This window comes from Psychrobacter sp. CMS30, from assembly GCF_904846565.1.
Taxonomy (GTDB): domain Bacteria; phylum Pseudomonadota; class Gammaproteobacteria; order Pseudomonadales; family Moraxellaceae; genus Psychrobacter; species Psychrobacter maritimus.
Genome location: NZ_CAJHBF010000004.1, coordinates 64,846 through 81,962, shown reverse-complemented (window position 1 = coordinate 81,962; position 17,117 = coordinate 64,846). Strand labels below are relative to the sequence as shown.

At 43.7% G+C, this 17,117-nt stretch carries 15 protein-coding genes; 4 read left to right on the top strand and 11 right to left on the bottom strand.

Features of this window, described 5'->3' with window-relative positions; translation table 11 throughout:
• Positions 1–76: 76 nt before the first annotated feature.
• The gene (locus tag JMX94_RS03295; RefSeq protein ID WP_201563172.1) at positions 77–820 is read left to right on the top strand and encodes an amino acid ABC transporter ATP-binding protein; all 744 of its coding nucleotides are present in this window, start codon (positions 77–79) and stop codon (positions 818–820) included.
• Between the two features lie 163 nt (positions 821–983).
• Here the strand turns inward: JMX94_RS03295 and JMX94_RS03290 are convergent, their stop codons facing one another.
• The 10 genes from JMX94_RS03290 to uraD form a co-directional block, all read right to left on the bottom strand.
• A complete protein-coding gene (locus JMX94_RS03290; RefSeq protein WP_201563170.1) occupies positions 984–1,931 on the bottom strand; it encodes a DMT family transporter in 948 nt (315 codons plus the stop codon).
• Between the two features lie 233 nt (positions 1,932–2,164).
• Positions 2,165–2,827, bottom strand: coding sequence for an aminodeoxychorismate/anthranilate synthase component II (locus JMX94_RS03285; RefSeq protein ID WP_201563168.1), 663 nt, complete (start codon positions 2,825–2,827; stop codon positions 2,165–2,167).
• 33 nt (positions 2,828–2,860) lie between these two features.
• Complete coding sequence (locus JMX94_RS03280) at positions 2,861–4,279, bottom strand: anthranilate synthase component I family protein (protein WP_201563166.1); 1,419 nt, start codon at positions 4,277–4,279, stop codon at positions 2,861–2,863.
• Positions 4,280–4,351: 72 nt separating this feature from the next.
• On the bottom strand, positions 4,352–4,657 hold the full coding sequence (locus JMX94_RS03275; protein WP_201563164.1) for a Trp family transcriptional regulator: 306 nt from the start codon (positions 4,655–4,657) through the stop codon (positions 4,352–4,354).
• Between the two features lie 195 nt (positions 4,658–4,852).
• Entirely contained in the window at positions 4,853–5,374 is a 522-nt protein-coding gene (locus JMX94_RS03270) for an ureidoglycolate lyase (protein WP_201563162.1), read from the bottom strand.
• Between the two features lie 236 nt (positions 5,375–5,610).
• On the bottom strand, positions 5,611–6,363 hold the full coding sequence (locus JMX94_RS03265) for a bifunctional allantoicase/(S)-ureidoglycine aminohydrolase (protein ID WP_265088931.1): 753 nt from the start codon (positions 6,361–6,363) through the stop codon (positions 5,611–5,613).
• Between the two features lie 276 nt (positions 6,364–6,639).
• Positions 6,640–7,620: an allantoinase PuuE gene (gene puuE / locus JMX94_RS03260; RefSeq protein WP_201563160.1), complete on the bottom strand. Its 981-nt coding sequence runs from the start codon at positions 7,618–7,620 to the stop codon at positions 6,640–6,642.
• Between the two features lie 106 nt (positions 7,621–7,726).
• A complete protein-coding gene (locus JMX94_RS03255; RefSeq protein ID WP_201563159.1) occupies positions 7,727–9,073 on the bottom strand; it encodes a urate hydroxylase PuuD in 1,347 nt (448 codons plus the stop codon).
• A gap of 66 nt (positions 9,074–9,139) precedes the next feature.
• Positions 9,140–9,508 carry a hydroxyisourate hydrolase gene (uraH, locus tag JMX94_RS03250; RefSeq protein ID WP_201563157.1) on the bottom strand — a complete coding sequence of 123 codons (369 nt, stop codon included), beginning with the start codon at positions 9,506–9,508 and terminating at the stop codon, positions 9,140–9,142.
• A gap of 57 nt (positions 9,509–9,565) precedes the next feature.
• Entirely contained in the window at positions 9,566–10,087 is a 522-nt protein-coding gene (gene uraD, locus JMX94_RS03245; RefSeq protein ID WP_201563155.1) for a 2-oxo-4-hydroxy-4-carboxy-5-ureidoimidazoline decarboxylase, read from the bottom strand.
• Between the two features lie 318 nt (positions 10,088–10,405).
• On the opposite strand from uraD, the gene JMX94_RS03240 reads away from it, so the two are divergent.
• On the top strand, positions 10,406–11,155 hold the full coding sequence (locus JMX94_RS03240; RefSeq protein WP_201563153.1) for a TetR/AcrR family transcriptional regulator: 750 nt from the start codon (positions 10,406–10,408) through the stop codon (positions 11,153–11,155).
• Between the two features lie 184 nt (positions 11,156–11,339).
• Here the strand turns inward: JMX94_RS03240 and JMX94_RS03235 are convergent, their stop codons facing one another.
• Positions 11,340–12,773, bottom strand: coding sequence for a nucleobase:cation symporter-2 family protein (locus JMX94_RS03235; protein WP_201563151.1), 1,434 nt, complete (start codon positions 12,771–12,773; stop codon positions 11,340–11,342).
• 726 nt (positions 12,774–13,499) lie between these two features.
• On the opposite strand from JMX94_RS03235, the gene JMX94_RS03230 reads away from it, so the two are divergent.
• The gene (locus tag JMX94_RS03230; protein ID WP_201563149.1) at positions 13,500–15,608 is read left to right on the top strand and encodes a TonB-dependent receptor domain-containing protein; all 2,109 of its coding nucleotides are present in this window, start codon (positions 13,500–13,502) and stop codon (positions 15,606–15,608) included.
• A gap of 147 nt (positions 15,609–15,755) precedes the next feature.
• Positions 15,756–17,108 carry a PepSY domain-containing protein gene (locus JMX94_RS03225; protein WP_201563147.1) on the top strand — a complete coding sequence of 451 codons (1,353 nt, stop codon included), beginning with the start codon at positions 15,756–15,758 and terminating at the stop codon, positions 17,106–17,108.
• The last annotated feature ends 9 nt before the right edge of the window (positions 17,109–17,117 follow it).

Here is a 17,117-nt window from a genome sequence, read left to right as displayed (position 1 = left end):
TATCTGCTCATCTACTCATTTTACGACAGTTTTAGCAATATCCGCATGTAGCATTAACCGTGTAACAGGAACTTTTATGATTCAAGTCAGCAATATTCACAAAGCCTTTGGTAGTAATCAAGTGCTCAAGGGCATTGATCTGACCATTCATAAAGGTCAAGTAGTTGTGATATTAGGACCGTCAGGCTCGGGTAAAACCACCTTTTTGCGCTGCTTAAATGCACTAGAAATCCCTGATCAAGGGGTTATTGCTTTTGATGATGGTAGCTTGACGGTCGACTTTGCTACTAAGCCTAAAAAGAAAACCTTGCTGGCACTGCAACGTAAAGCTGGGATGGTATTTCAGTCTTATAATTTGTTTCCGCATAAGACCGCGCTTGAAAACTTAATGCTTGGGCCGACGGTGGTACAAGGGCAAAGCAAAGCGCAAGCACGCGCGCAGGCTTTAGCATTACTCGAAAAGGTCGGGCTCTCGGATAAAGCGGATTTGTACCCGTTTCAGCTATCTGGTGGTCAGCAGCAGCGAGTTGGTATTGCGCGTGCGCTGGCTATTGAACCGTCGTTATTGTTGTTCGATGAGCCAACCTCTGCGCTTGATCCAGAGCTGGTACAAGATGTCCTTGGAACCATGAAGCAGCTGGCCTCTGAAGGCTGGACGATGGTTGTGGTGACCCACGAAATTAACTTTGCCCGTGATGTCGCTGATCATGTGGTCTTGATTGAAGACGGTGTGGTGGTCGAAGAGGGCAGCGCGCAGCAGTTGTTTGAGGACTCAAAGCATCCACGTACGCAAGCGTTTTTACAGCGTATTGTGCAATAGTGAAAATGATTTAAGGTGTTAATCAAATTTTTATAGCGGAAATACTTTATTGTGAAGTAAGGTTTTAAGACCTTTACCAGCTGTTAAGCAAAAGCCCCAACGATAATTTATGGTTGGGGCTTTTCTTATTTAATTGTTATTTTCTAAAGATTAAAAAGCAGCATTAAACCTTTTGCCGTCTTTTTAACCAACGCGGTACACGAGTGGTCGTACCATTTAATACCGCATTAAATAAAGCCGCTAGTAGAATTAATACCACCCCTAAATATTGAATCCATGACAATGACTGATGCAGTAATAGCGTCGCTAAAGCAATCGCGGTTAAAGGCTCAAAGATAGTAAACACCGATGCACGAGTAGCAGGCAGCTTCTCTAATGCCTTCATATAGAGGGCAAAGGGCACGACGGTTCCAATCAACGACAGTCCCAAGGCGTAGCCCCAAGTGTGCAAAGGCAAGGTCAATAATTGCCCATACGTTTTATAGGTCTCGGGTAGTAAGAGCAATACGCCAGCACTGATAACAATAGAGGTAAAAAACACCAAAGGAGCAGGGTGTGCATAGTGCATCGCGCGCTTGCCGAGTACACCATAGAGGGAATAACACACGCCTGATAGCAGGCCAAGCACGATGCCCCAGTTGACTTGTGCCGCATCGCCTAACATGGTTAGACCAACACCGAATACTGCCATGAGCGCCAGTAATGCCGACTGCCGAGTAATGGATTCATTAAGCAAAACTGCCGAAAATAATAAGCTAAAAACGGGTGCGGTATAAAGCAAAGCAACGGCAGGACCTGCACCAACATAGATAACGGCAAAGAAATAGCATACCGACATACCGAGTACGCCAATCAACGATTGTATCGCCAGTCCAAGCCACTGCTTTGGGCGCAGCTTAATGAGGTATGGCCATAGCTTTGGTAACATAATGAGAATAAGGAAAGCAGCGGTCACAATACGCAAAATCGTAATCTGCCAGCCACTAAAGCCGATTTGATTGAGGTAGGTCGAGAATATCCCCAAGGTACCCCAGCAGACAGCGGCTGTGATAATTTGAATGGTGCCTATCCATGACTGCCGCGCTGACATTGCGCTACCGGTGTTTGCCATATCGCTCTCTATTTTATTTGCTAGCAAATTTAAATAATAAACTGTGTAAGCTTTTTAGCTAATAGCACTTTTCTGACTTCGTGCTCATTGCCCATTGCTATGCTGAAATAACAAAAGACAACCTTGTTAAAGGCTGCCTTTTATTTGTTGTTTTCAGTCTATCATTAAAGCGTTAATGAAGGACTAACACAAGTCTATTAAACTTAAAATTCAATCTACTTAAGTTGCATGATTTAAACTTGTAGTAGAAAATTGCTTAGCAATCGCTTAGCCCCTTCAGTGGCAAAGGACTCTGGGTGGAACTGTACGCCTTGAATCGGATATTCTGTATGCTGCAATCCCATAATCTCATCACCAGCAAGCGCCGATTCAGCCAAACTTAAATCATGATGTTTATCATTAGCAACGACGGCGGTGACGGTTAAGCAGTCAGGTAAGGTATCTGCCTGCACCATTAAAGAGTGATAGCGCATGATTTCTATCTCTTGTGGCAAGCCTTGATAGACACCTGCGTCGTCATGGCGAATGGCTGAAACCTTGCCATGCATCGGTACGCCGGCTCGTACCACATCACCGCCAAATACATGGGCGATACCCTGCATACCCAAGCAGACGCCAAGAAGCGGCGTTGTTTTGCCCATGACTTCAATCACTTCTGCACAAATGCCAAAATAAGCGGGGTCATCAGGGGCACCAGGGCCGGGTGAGATGATGATACGGTCAAGATTCATCGCTTGTACATCAGCCAAGGTAATCTCGTTATTACGTTTGACGATGACGTTGGCTGCTTCTTTAGTACCATCTTTATCACTGTCCATAGTTTGCAGAATCTCACCGATATATTGATAGAGGTTAAAGGTAAAAGAGTCGTAGTTATCGATAATTAAAACATTCATAAGTCATAAGCTCTTTGCTGAAATATAGGGAGTTTAGGCTGTCATAAAGCTGTCTAAGACCACTTTCATGGCAGAAAGCTTACGCTGAATTTCTAAGTATTCATCAGCAGGATTGGAGTCGTAAACATTGCCGCCGCAGGTTTGCGCATAAGCCGACTCACCGTTGATAAATAGACTGCGAATAGGAATAGCAAAGATACAATCGCCATTAAAGTTAAATGACCCAAGCGCGCCACCATAAGCACCGCGACCATCGGGCTCTAGCTCATTAATGACTTTGATTGCTTCGACCTTTGGTGCGCCTGACAATGTCCCAGCAGGGAAGTTGCTAGCAAGGGCGCTAAACATATCCTCATCAGGATGCAAAATACCGACGATTTCAGAGGAGATATGTTGGACGTGGGAGAAGCGTTTGATGTCCATTAGGCTACGTACTTTTACCGTACCAAAACGCGCAACGCGCCCGATATCGTTACGGTGCAAATCCACGAGCATATTGTGCTCGGCTATCTCTTTGGCATCGTTTAGCAAAGCACGGGCAAGCTTACGGTCTTCTGCGATATCGACGCCGCGCTTAGCGGTGCCTGCCAGTGGATAGGTTTCCATCTCACCTTGACGTAAGCGAAACAGTAGCTCAGGGGAGGCGCCAATGATGCATTGCTGAGCAAATTTCATAAAGTACATATGCGGTGATGGATTGACCGCGCGCAGCTTTTCATAAATCGGCATCTTGTCGCCTACAATGCGGTATTTGGACTTAAAGCCAACCTCACACTGAAAGATCCGCCCAGAGATGATGTCTTCTTTGACTTGCATGACGACTTTAGCATGCTCTTCTTGGCTCATACCATCACCCAAAAACTCAACGGTGGGCGGCTCATAATTTGGAATGGGCGCATCTAGTAAAGCTTTGATTTGCTCGATACGATTGTCTTGCTGCGTGGTTGGATAGTAGAAATAGAAAATCTCACCGGTCATCTTATCAAGCGTCAGACCATCTAAATAGACACCAAATTTAAAGGGTTCAAAGTCGTCACTGGCTTTAGCATTGAGACTTGGCTCAAAGAAATTGACACTGTCATAGCCTAAATAACCGACCAGTCCACCGCTTTGGTCGCGAGCAATAACGTGCTGTGGGGTAATTTTACGCAATAGCTCGTAAGGATTGTCCGTTTGATAATGACTGGTTTCAGCGGTTTTATTGTCAGTAATCGCTAAAGTTGTACGGTCGATAGCGGCAATGGTCATAACCGGGTCAAAACCAATGGCATGATGGCGCGCCATATGACCGTCTTCACCCAATGATTCGAGTAAATAACAGGTCTCAAAAGCGCGCTCAATACGTTTAAATAATGCGAAAAAATCGATATCTTGCGTGAGTTTAATGCGCTGTGGCTTACTAGGAATATCAATAGCAGCAGGTTGATTAGGCTTGGAAGTAGCAGAGGTCATAACAAGGTCCAAAATAGTTCAATGATTTATCAGATAAAAATCAGGCAAAAAGAAATCGTGCTTTTTGATGAATTAAGCGTCTTTTATAGGTGTGCTTTCTATAGATGTATTTTCTCTATGAGTCTTTAATAAAGCGCTCACATCATGCACTTGCATGGCTTTAGCGCCGCGCGAAACAGTGGCGATACCAACACCGAGTTGCTCAGATATCTCACGCTGGGTCACACCGCGCTCAAGCAAGTCAAAAATACGGATACGATTGGCGATTTCTTGCTGCTCTTTATCGGTTAATAGTGCACTGAATAATAGCTCTATAGCGGTACTGTCACTGCAATTTGCGAGATGAGTTAATAAACTGTGGTATGGGTTAGTGCTCATAGTATTTAATCTTTATAATAGTCGGGCAAATAATATCTTGTTTCAGTATTCTAGTACAGTAGTACAAGAAAAACAAGTAATCTGACTTAATGTTTCGACAGTAATCGATATAATGTTTTTTATTGCACAAGTATCATTTGTTAAATCTGAGCTATTAAGCATAACAAGCCAACTAATCGCCATTAGCTGGCTGGTCTATTCTGCAAGTTCAATTTGTACTTGCCAATCATTGATATCAAGCTCATAGCAGTTATTGCCTTCGCCATTGATACGGTCAATCACTAAAAAGTCAGAGTCACAACCAAGTGCAAGCAGCGGATGATGCCAGACATAGGCGTCATATTGCACACCTTGATGCGATTTGGCATAAAATACTTTCAAATCATCAGCAGACTGTGGCGGCTCGCCTTTAGGCGCAACCACGACAATATAATCCTGACCATTCATCGAAAAGAAAGCCTGAGTACCAAACGGGTGATATTCCATCACTGATAAGGCAATAGGAAATTCGCGCTTTTTGGCACAGAAAATACTCATACCAACACTGCCACCATCGAGCTTAGACTCGGCGATAGCATGATGACGCTTGGCGTAGCCATTGTTAATCTCATAACAATTTTCAGGCGTTTCTTCGTCTTTATCATACGGCTCAATAACCTTACCATAGGGCGCAAACTCAGCTTTAGTCAAAGGTTTGGCTATGATTGTAGTACTCATGAATTCACCTTAATAAGGGTTAATAACGTTAGTTGAGTTAGTAACGTGAGTTAATTGATAGGGTCGTTTAATTGGCAGTAGCAGTAAGTTTACCCTAGACCCGTACTCGCATTAACGATTATGCTTTTATACTATTTATTATTCCGGATGGCTTATCGTTCTGGGCGAATAAATGGCATATGTCTATTCACGTCTTTATATAGTAAGTATCTAAATGGACCGGGTCCGCCGGCGTATCAAGATTGTGGGCAAAATGCGCGCAGCCACATAAAATCACCCGCCTCGACTTCTACCCATTCACCGTTTAAGTGATATACCGCTTTACCTTCTAGCACATACAAACCATGTTCCATAACATGCGTTTCATCAAATGGAATCACGCCACCGGGTTGGAAAGTGACTATATTCACATGCATATCGTGACGCATATCTGATTGCTCGGTGAATCTGGTGGTTGCCCAGACACCATTAGTACCGGGCATCTCAATCGCTGCAACATCGTGATCGCTGGTGACAAAAGGTTCGGGCGCATCAATACCGTCTACGAACTGATAAGCTTTGCGTATCCAATGGAACTTAACGTGCTTGTCGCTATTGTTTTTCAGCGTCCACTTACATGCCGGTGGTAAAAATACATAGCCACCCGCTTCAAGATGATGCGCTTCGCCTTCAATAGTAATATCCATTGCACCTTCAACGACAAATAATACGGCTTCTGCTGTGGTATCCAGCTCTGGCTTTTGAGAGCCGCCATTTGGTGCGACTTCAACGATGTATTGTGAGAAGGTTTCTGCAAAACCGCTTAAAGGACGGGCAATCACCCACATGCGCATGCCTTCCCAAAACGGCAGGTAGCTAATAACAATGTCGGTTAGTACACGTTTGGGGATAATCGCATACGCTTCGGTGAAAATAGCGCGATCGGATAGTAACTGTGTTTGCGGAGGCAAGCCGCCAGTTGGGGCATAATAAGTGCTTTTTGTTGACATGGTTAATAATCCTTAATGGTTTTGTGCCGCGATAAACTGGTGTCTGAACTTATTATCTGAACTTATTATCTGAACTTATTATCTGAACTTATTATCTGAACTTATTATCTGAACTTAGCATCTGAACTTAGCATCTGAACTTAGCATCTGAACTTAGCATCTGAACTTAGCATCTGAACTTAGCATCTGAACTTAGCATCTGAACTTAGCATCTGAACTTAGCATCTGAACTTAGTATCTGAACTTAGTATCTGAACTTAGCATCTGAATTTAAGATTACATCCAGTCAGCGGTATTATCAGCCGTGGCGGGATGGTTTTCATACCAGTGCTTGGCAATCTCATCGCGGCGACAGACCCAAACATCGGGCTTACTAGTAATATATTTTAGAAACTTTTTAAGCGCGGTGATGCGACCAGCGCGGCCAATGATACGACAATGCAAACCGATGGTCAGCATTTTTGGCGTGTGCTGACCTTCTTCATAAAGCGTGTCAAAGCTGTCTTTTAGATACTGATAAAAGGGTTCGGCATGAGTGAATCCAGGGCTTGATGAAAAGCGCATGTCATTGGTTTCAAGGCTATAGGGAATAACCAGATGCGGCTTACGAGCGATTTTATTACCGTCTTCTACCTTAACATTAAGCCAGTAAGGCAGCTCATCAGCGTAAGAGTCGGAATCATAAATATAGCCACCTTGCTCGGCGACCAGCTCACGGGTGTTGGGACTATCACGACCTGTGTACCAACCTAGCGGCTGCCCACCAAGCATACGTTCAAAGATTTCAGTAGCGCGGCGCACATGCTCGCGCTCGGTCTCACGGTACATATATTGATAGGTAATCCAGCGCAGTCCGTGACTGGCGACTTCGTGACCGTCCTCTAAGACGCGCTCAATAATATGCGGCGTTTTTTCAGCAGCAGCAGCACAAGTAAAGGTAGTAATAGGCAGGTCATAGTCTTTAAACACATCAAGCACCCGCCACACACCGACACGGCTACCATACTCAAAAGCCGATTCGATAGACTGATGACGGTTATTAAATGAGGGTGTGCCTAAGATATCGGACAAAAAACGTTCTGATTCTGCATCTCCATGAATAACGCTGTTCTCAGCACCTTCTTCGATATTGAGAACGAACTGCACAGCAATTTTTGCACCACCCGGCCAATTAGCTTGCGGTGGATTGCCTGCATAGCCTTTTAGGTCGCGTGCATAGGTATCGTGATTAAAATCACTGGTTATTTTTTTATTCATTGTAAATATATCCTAAATATTTTAAATAAACTAAAGCAACTAAAGCAACTAAAGCAAAACAAGGGTGAGCCTTGCTGAATAGCTACTTAGCTACTAACATTTAAAGCTACAAACCTGAGGTATAAGCAACGATTTGTTGGCGTTCTGCATCAGTCAATTGAGTCAGATTGCCGAGTGGCATATAGCCTGTTTGTACTGCCGTAATGATTTTGTCTTTATGGATTTTCATATCTGACGGTGTTTGGATAATAATACCTGCTGGCGGCGCTGCAAATCCTTGCTGAGTTGGCTGCGCGGCATGACAAGTACTACAGCGCGTGTGCACAACATTCATGATGGCATCGTCAGCTGAGGCCGTCACTGGAACGGCTGCGGCGGTAACGTTTTCATTAGACTTAACATCAGAGCTGGCATTAGAACTGCCATCAGAATTAACAGCGTTACTTGCTACGTCATCGCCAGCCGTTGGTGGCGTGCTGTCATTCGCTGCAGGCGCGGTAGCTACTGGGGAACTAGCAGCAGGTAACGGCTCAATTGGTTCTGGGCGCATCCAAATAATCAATAAAACGGTTAAAACAGCAGGGATAACCAAATAGCGCGGCTTATGATTGTCTAAATGCTTTTGATTAAAGTAATGGCGAACAATCGCCGTGATGATGCCGACGTAAACCAATACCAACCAGCCGTGTGCATGAGAATACATCATCGGATAGTGGTTGCTAATCATGGTAAAGATGAGCGGTAAGGTAAAGTAGTTGTTCATCAATGAGCGGTTTTTTGCTTGTAATGCTAAGTCGGCGACTTCTTTACCCGGCTTTTCGCCGCGCCGCACACAATCTACAAGCGCACGCTGAGCTGGCATGATACCAAAGAAGACGTTACCGGCCATTACCGTACCTAAGATGGCACCGATATGGATGAATGAGGCTCGGTCACTGAATAACTGATAAGAACCCCAACAAGCAATGACTAGTAAGATAAAAATAATGGTGCTAAAAATAAACGAGTTTTTACCTAAGTGACTGCGAACAATCACCTCATAAATAAAGTAGCTACCGAATAAGAATAATAAGCTGGTTGATATAGCACCGATACTGCTACCAAAAGCGACTTTACTGGGATCAATCAAGTAAGCTGTTGCATTGGCATAATAGACGATAGCAAGCATCGCCATACCAGTCAGCCACGTGGTATAAGCTTCCCATTTAAACCAGTGCAGGGTCTTTGGCATCTCTTCAGGTTCAAGCTTGTATTTGGCAATCTCATAAAAGCCGCCACCGTGTACTGCCCATAAGTCGCCCGAAATACCTTTATCGGCTTTCCACTGTGGCGGTTTTCGCAAGCTTAAATCCAACCAAACAAAATAGAAAGACGCGCCAATCCATGCAATCCCAGCGATAACGTGAAACCAGCGAAAAAATAAAGCTACCCAATCGAGAAGATATGCGCCCATGTGGCAAGTGTCCTTTTGTCCAATGTTCTTTCATCCAGTGTGCTTTTAAACGATAGCGTAATACCTTTACGAGCCGCGATAGGTGCTATAGCCATGCGCGCTAAGTAGCAGCGGTACATGATAGTGACCGTTATCACTTATCATAAAATCGATGACTACTTGCGGATAAAAAGCCGTGAGGTTTTGTGTATCAAAGTAAGCTTGGGTATCAAACGTTAAGGTATAACGACCAACATCTAAGTGATATTCAGCAATATCAATAGTTGGGTTAAATGACCAGCTGTCTGGTGTCACGCGTCCATCAGCGTTGGTGATGCCATTGGCTAATAGTGATGCCTTGCCGCTTGCGCTTACGCGGTGTAGCGTCACCGCTATGTCAGCGGCAGGTTTGCCAAGATGGGTATCTAAGATATGGGATGAGAGAGTACCTGACATGATAATTCCTTTTATATAGTGAACCAGTAAGGCAACGTTTAAATTAAAGAGTTTACATTAAGCGGTGCCCAGCAGTTTTTGTAAGCGTAAACGGGTAATTTTATTTTGCTCAGCAGCGGCATTAACCAGCTCGGTAGCGCGATCGTTTGGCAAACGCGCTAACAGTAAATCCAGCATTTGCTGCGCGCTCTTGCCAGTCGCAAACACGATAAAGATAAAGCCGAATTTATCCAGATAATCTTGATTGCCTTGCGCCAAGGCGGCAATCACCTCATCCTCGGCATTATTTGCGCCTGATTGCTCATGCGCGGCACTGTCTTGAGTGTTGCGGTATTTTTCTTTTAGTGAGTCGACGTTGCCGATTTGCGGGTGGCCGTCAAAGGCCTCGAGTAAATTGGCCTCGTTGGATTGTGCTTGTTGCCACGCGTTGTCACTATGAGTAAGTAAGTTATCTATATCAGTGAAAGGACGATTACTGACTAATTCTGTTGCCCACGCTGTACTGGTGCAACAGGTCAATAGAAGTGAGGTCGCGTCGGCTGGCGATAGGTGGTTAAATTGTGGTAGCGATAATTTCACAGTGGCATCCTTTTCCTTTGTCCCCAATCCATAGGGCTGAATAAGCTGATATTGATGCATAGCGGCATGCTAATATCTATTGATTAGTATCTATTGATGAAAAATCTCATGCTAAATGGGTATGCATCAATCAGTAATTGCTTTAATATTAACCATTCTCCTTAAACCTGACCATTTGGTCAACTACTTTATGCAAATAATTTATTTTAGTGAGATATATTTAATAAAAATTAGGCCATAAGCCTTACGCTTTATTAAAATATAAACCTACATTGGCGCATCGCCACTCATTGAACATCATTACAGGCGTTACTAATCATGGCCACCAGCGATACAATTAAAAGTGTTATAACTACAAAAGATACGACTAAAAGTGTTACAACTGGAAAAGACACGGCGCACAATAACGAAGTTAATACACCAGAGAGCTCAGAAGTGCTTGTAGAGCAAAATGTCCAGCGCAATCAGCAAGACATTCGCGCGCACAATCAAGCTGTCATTTTAGCAGCCGCAGAAGAAGAGTTCGTGTTACAAGGCTTTCGCGGTGCGACGATGCAAGGTATTGCTGACAGAGCTGAGCTGCCAAAAGCCAATATTCATTACTATTTTAAAAATAAAAAGAATCTCTACCTATCGGTACTGCACTCTATCATCCAAGAGTGGAATGAGGGCTTGGTGACCATGACAGTCGAGAGTGACCCTAAAGAAGTGATCGAAAAATTTGTGCGCACGAAACTGCATCAAGCATTTGCGCACTCAAACCAACATAAGCTGTTTGCACTTGAAGTCATTGGCGGAGCACCGCACTTGCACGACTTTATGTCAACGACGATGCAAGAATGGGCAGTTGATAAAGCGCAGGTTATGAAAACTTGGTATGAACAAGGCAAGATTGGTGTTAGTGATCCATTACAATTATTAATTTTGATTTGGGCCACGACGCAACGCTATGCCGAGTTTGAGACAGAAATCGTCGGTTTAATGGGTAAGGATAAATACGATAAGCAAGATGAAGCGCGTGCTGCTGATTTTTTAGTGCCCTTTATTTTGCGTGGTTGCGGGCTTTAATATCTTATATAGTCCATTCAAAATAAAAAAGTACGTACAGAAAATCGCCTTAACGATAAAGCGTTATGATGACTTTATCGTTAAGGTAATGATTGAAAAGCAGAAAAAATCTCTCAGTGCGCTCAATGGCATTTTATAACAATTATGATATCTGTTATGACAACTAGAACATCTGTTATGACAACTATAATATCTGACCTTCAATGGCGCTCTCAGACATTTCACGAACAGGCGTTAGCTTTTCTTCAGCATGTTGCTCTGGCTCATCAAACTCGACACCGTAATTTTTTGGCAAAATCATATCGAGAGCGATAGCAACGATACCTGACATCGTCACCGCAGAACCAAAGATATTGCGGAATAACTGGGGCGTTTGGGCGAATACATCCGGCACAAAGGCCACACCCATTGATAAGCCTAGTGACGTTGCAATGATTAAAATATTACGGTGGGTAAACTCAACTGTCGATAGGATACGAATACCAGCAGTGGCAACGGTGGCAAACATCAGCAGCGTTACACCGCCAACGACTGGCTTTGGCAATTGCGTAAAAATTGCGCCGAGGATAGGGAACATGCCCATGGTAAATAAGATAGCACCTACATAAAAGCCGACATATCGGCTAGCAATGCCGGTCATCTGAATGACACCATTATTTTGGCTAAAGGTCGTCACCGGGAAGGTATTGGACACCGCCGCTATCAGCGAGTTAACCCCGTCACCTAACACCCCACCTTTAATACGTTTCTCATATAACGGGCCTTTAATGGGTTCGCCTGAAATCATCGAGGTCGCCGTCAAATCCCCTGAGGTTTCAATACTGGTAATAATATACATAAAAGCAATAGGGATAAACGCTTGCCACTCAAAGCCAAAGCCGAATTTAAAAGGAACAGGTAGGGTAAAGATAGGGGCTTCAGCGACCAATGAGAAGTCAATGCGTCCCATAAACATCGCGGCAATCAAGCCTAGCATTAACCCAATAAAGATGGCACTTGAGCGAATAACTTTATTGTCAATAATACTGATTAACACCACGCTGACCAGTACACCACCACCGAGCAATAGGTTTTGCATACTTCCAAAGTTCTCTGCTCCGACGCCGCCTGCCAAATCGGTCAGACCTACTTTAGTCAATGAAAGTCCGATAGTGACAATCACGCAACCCGTCACGATAGGGCTCATCAAGGATTTAAGCTTGGTAATAAATTGGCTTAAGAAAATCTCGACGAATGCTCCGAGAAACGAGACCCCAAAAATCACAGAGAGAATTTCCTCTGGACTACCGCCTTTGTTTTTTACCACAAAACCTGCTGCCAATACCGCCGCTAAAAACCCAAAACTGGTACCCTGTAGTGCCATCAATCCAGAGCCTACGGGTCCAACTTTATGGGTCTGAATAAAGGTCGCAACCCCTGATACCATCAAAGACATACTGATGAGGTAGGGGATGTGTTCTCCTAAACCTAGTACGCCGCCTATAATTAGTGATGGCGTAATGATACCGACAAAGCTCGCGAGTACGTGTTGGGTTGCGCCTAAAAAGGCTTTTGCAGGGGCGGGGCGATCGTGCAAACCATATAATAAATCGCGGTTCCCTTGAGTGTGCTCACTCATCTTGGCTTCCTCCTGAAGTGACTTTTAGTCCAATCTCTGCGGCATTTACTCAGCAATATCATAACTACCTAGAGTCGACAAAAATAATGTCATCGCTAGAGCAATTCATATTGCTTATCTATTCAAAAGCCAATCGCCGACAGAAAATCGCACTTATCCTTGTGCTAATAAATAATCATACCTAACCATTATTTATCAAGATTGCCAATCATTGTAATAAAAACCTGACTAATTGGTCAGCTATCTAAGGGTATAGTGAAAGGCTCTGCTATTGCAACGTTTTTTTTCATACTCGTAGATTTATTTATATCGCAATCATTATTTATTAAAAGCGCACAGTCCAAGCTCTCTGGCTAAAAACCCTGAGATTATCAATTGTTTATAGGGAATGGATAGCAAGTCTTTATTGCCTGCTTACATTTACAACCTAATCACTGAGGTGAATTTTTCACATTATTTATTGCCAAATTGTTAATACTTCGTTATTATGCCTGTCATAATTTAAATGCTAATCATTATCATTAACATTACCGATGTGATTCGCAATACGCGTTGTATGTTAATAAGTATTATAAGTTTATAGGTGATACAGATTTTTTTAGCGCAGTAGTAGAGCAGTCGTTGTAGAGCAAAGTGCTTATAAGCTTTATAAAAAAATTCTTAAATAAATTCTCAAAAGTGGCTCTTAATTCCTTCAATCCTAATAGTAAGTAAAGTGAGTGTGTTATGCGTGAAGTTAAGTCAGCAACGTTTTCTAATCAATTAACGGTCTTATCCATGGCGGTTTCAGCCGTTTTATGGTCACAGATGGCAATGGCGGCAGAGGAAATGCCTAGTACTACCTTACAAACCATCACCGTGACTGCTAATAGCTCAGCACGTGAAAGGGTACAAGAGGATGGCGTTTATATTGAAGACTATACGCCCGCCGCGCAGGCAAACCATTTAAGTGATGTATTAAACGTGGTACCCGGTGTCACCGTCGGCGGCACCTCATCAGTCAATCAGCGTGTGCGCATCCGTGGTCTTGATGATACCAATTTAAAAGTCACGATTGATGGCGCGCGCCAACAGGGCAAGATGTTTTATCATATGGGCGATTTGACGATTGACCCTGACTTGCTAAAACAAGCAGACGTCTCGGTGGGTAACAACTCCGTGACGCTCGGTAATGATGCGCTTGGCGGCGCAGTGGCATTTAAAACCGTTGATGCCGCAGATTTACTCAAATCTGGTCAAAAGATAGGTGCCAAGCTTCATACAGGTTATGCCAGCAATAATGATGAGTTACTGACATCAGCGACAGTATTTGCCGCGCCAACTGAGAACGTGGATTTGCTTGCCTATTATGGGAAGCGTGATGCCGAGGCGGGTGAAGACGGTGAAGGCCGTAAAATTCAAACTGAAGACAGCAAGGGTGAGAATATTCTATTAAAAGCCGGTGTCTATATCGGCGATGACCATCATGTAGGCGCCAGCTTTAGCAGTACGGAAAACGAAGGGAGATTCCCATTACGCCCCGATTTCCCTGCCAGTCCAGGCGTGGGTAGCTGGAATGAGATACTACCGCAGGAAGTAAAACGCGATACGTATGGGCTAGACTATACTTACAATCCCGTTAATAAATTGATTGATATCGATAGCAATATTTATCAAACCAAAACTCGGATTTCAAGGGATACCGACTATACGGTAAATCCTGGTTATGACTGGGAAGCAGGCGTTAAAACAACAGGCGGTAAAATTCAGAATACCAGTGTGATTGATAACAGTATCGTCGATGGCATCACAGGGACGCATAAGCTGATTGTTGGCGTTGAGCATTACAAAAAAGAGTCTGAAATGGCACGTGACGCTGCTAAGACGGGTAACGATGAGGCAAAAAATACCTCAGTTTATCTAGAAGACCAATGGCAAATGGGCAAGTTTAGCCTAACGCCGGGCGTACGCTATGACCGTTATGAATCTCCAGAGTTCGTCGCTGGTGGTAAAACTTATAATAATGTCGTCGGTGGCTTGGCCGCTAGCTATGAGATTGCCCCGCGTACGCAATTATTTGCCAGTTATACGCAGTTATTTAACGGCCCAGATTTAAGCCAAGCGATTTTTAACCAAGATGGTGCTGGAACCTTTGTTAACAATGATTTGAAAGCAGAAGAAGGCGATAACGCAGAGGTTGGTGTTGTCAGCACCTTACGTGGTTTGACCACTACTGATGACGCGCTGCAATTAAGTGCGAAATACTTTGAAACCAATATCGAAAACTATATTGAATTTGTACGTTCTGGCGGTAGTCGTATTGGTTTAGATTGTACGACAGGTCAGTTAGGCGGTAGCTGCCAAGGTGCGATTAATAAAGACGAAGACTATAAAATTAAAGGTGTTGAGCTTGCCGCCGACTATAAGATGGATAACTTTAGTATGAGTTTAAGCTACGCTCATGCCCGTAGTAAAGGTGAAGACAGTGGTCATAGTATTTCTTCAGTGACAGGTAGCAGCTCTGATTCTGGCGATAAATATATGGTCAATTTGGCTTATGAGCCAACGGATACCACCGAGCTTGGCTGGCGCAGTACCTATGTTGCCTCAGTGACGCCAAATACGGGTGGTGATGATATCGAAAAACCGAGCTATGACGTCCATGATATTTTTATGAGTTATTCGCCAAAACAAGTAGACGGTTTAAAAGCGACGGTTGGGGTCTACAATATATTTGACGAAACCTATGCTAGTCATGCTTCACGTATCGTGGCGCCACGCCCTGACGATGGTACTTTACGCACCGACTTTGAGCCGGGTCGTAATATCAAAGCTTCATTAACCTATCAGTTTTAAGCCTGCATTTATTTTTTATGTGCAAAAAAGCCAGCTTTCTATAAAAAAGAGCTGGCTTTTTTATCGCCCTTTTTTTGGAAATTGTGCTCAGCTTCGACTTTGACTGTATCACGATTAACTATCTACATTTATAAAGAGTCAGCACTTATGACCTCGTTTTCATTGTCCTCCTTTTCATTTAATCTGCGCCGTATTTGTCTTTGGATTCACCGTTATACGGGGCTTGTGATGGCAGGGTTTTTAATCATGGCGGGTTTCACTGGCGCGCTATTGGCATTCCATGACGAGCTAGATGCTACGTTTAATCATAAATTGGCTCACATCGATAAGCAAAATACGCCGCCATTACCCATTGCAATACTGCATGATAAGGTAATTAGCGCCTATCCAAAATACAGTTTTTCTAGTATGCCAACTTCAGTAGCAGCGGATAAATCTACGGTATTTTCGGTAGATAGAGTCCGCGATAAGGCCAGTAAGAATCAGCCAAAAGCGCCGTTTCAAGAGGTTTATGTAAATCCTTATAATGGCGATATATTAGGGACGCGTGATAAAGATGAATGGGCGTGGCGCAATACTATGTGGAAGGTGTTTTGGCTACACCGTGATTTATTGCTTGGCGATATCGGTAAGTTACTATTAGGCGTGATTGCACTGCTATGGACGGTTAATTGCCTTATTGGCTTTTATTTAACCTTGCCACGTACCGTGAAGAAGGGTCATGCGGCGCATCGAAAAACAGTTAAAAAACGCGCTTCTGTATTAAAACGCTGGCTACCGGCATGGAAAATCCGCCGCAAAACCAACACCTTTAAGCTCAATTATGATGTGCATTACGCCTTTGGTTTATGGTTGTGGCTGATGCTATTTGTCATTGCGTGGTCGAGTGTCGGTTTTAATTTGCAGCAAGTTTATCAGCCGGTGATGCAAGTGGTGGTCGGACTTGAAAGCAGAGAAGGCAAAAAAGGCAAAGAAGGCAAAGAAAAAGAAAAAGGTAAGTCATATAAACCAGATAAATCGGGCGCGCAAGTTCTGCCAAATGTTATGCCAGTTATCAACGCAACTGCTGATATTGTCAATAAGACCAATGGTATTGAGTATGTTAGCAAGCGGGCGAATATTGCCGCGCAAAATAATGGAGTAATCGTAAAGCAATTATTGGGCATACGCTGGGTAGCAGAGGACAATCAATTGCAGATGCGCTTTAAAACCGACAAAGATATCGGCACTCACGGTGGTGCTTCATCTATCACAGTGGATGCAGCAACCGGTAGCGTTGTGCGCGTTAACTTTGGTTATCAAAGCGCATTTGGCAGTAAAACCGATCAATGGTTATCGACGCTGCATATGGGACATATCAGTCACGGCGTCAGTCATTTGGCCTATCAAATATTCTTAGCCTTGATTGGATTAGCGGTGGCGGTATTATCCGGTACGGGTGTGTATTTATGGGCCAAAGGCAGGCAGCAACGTTTGAAGGTTTTGCAAAAATTGAGATAAAACTGATGT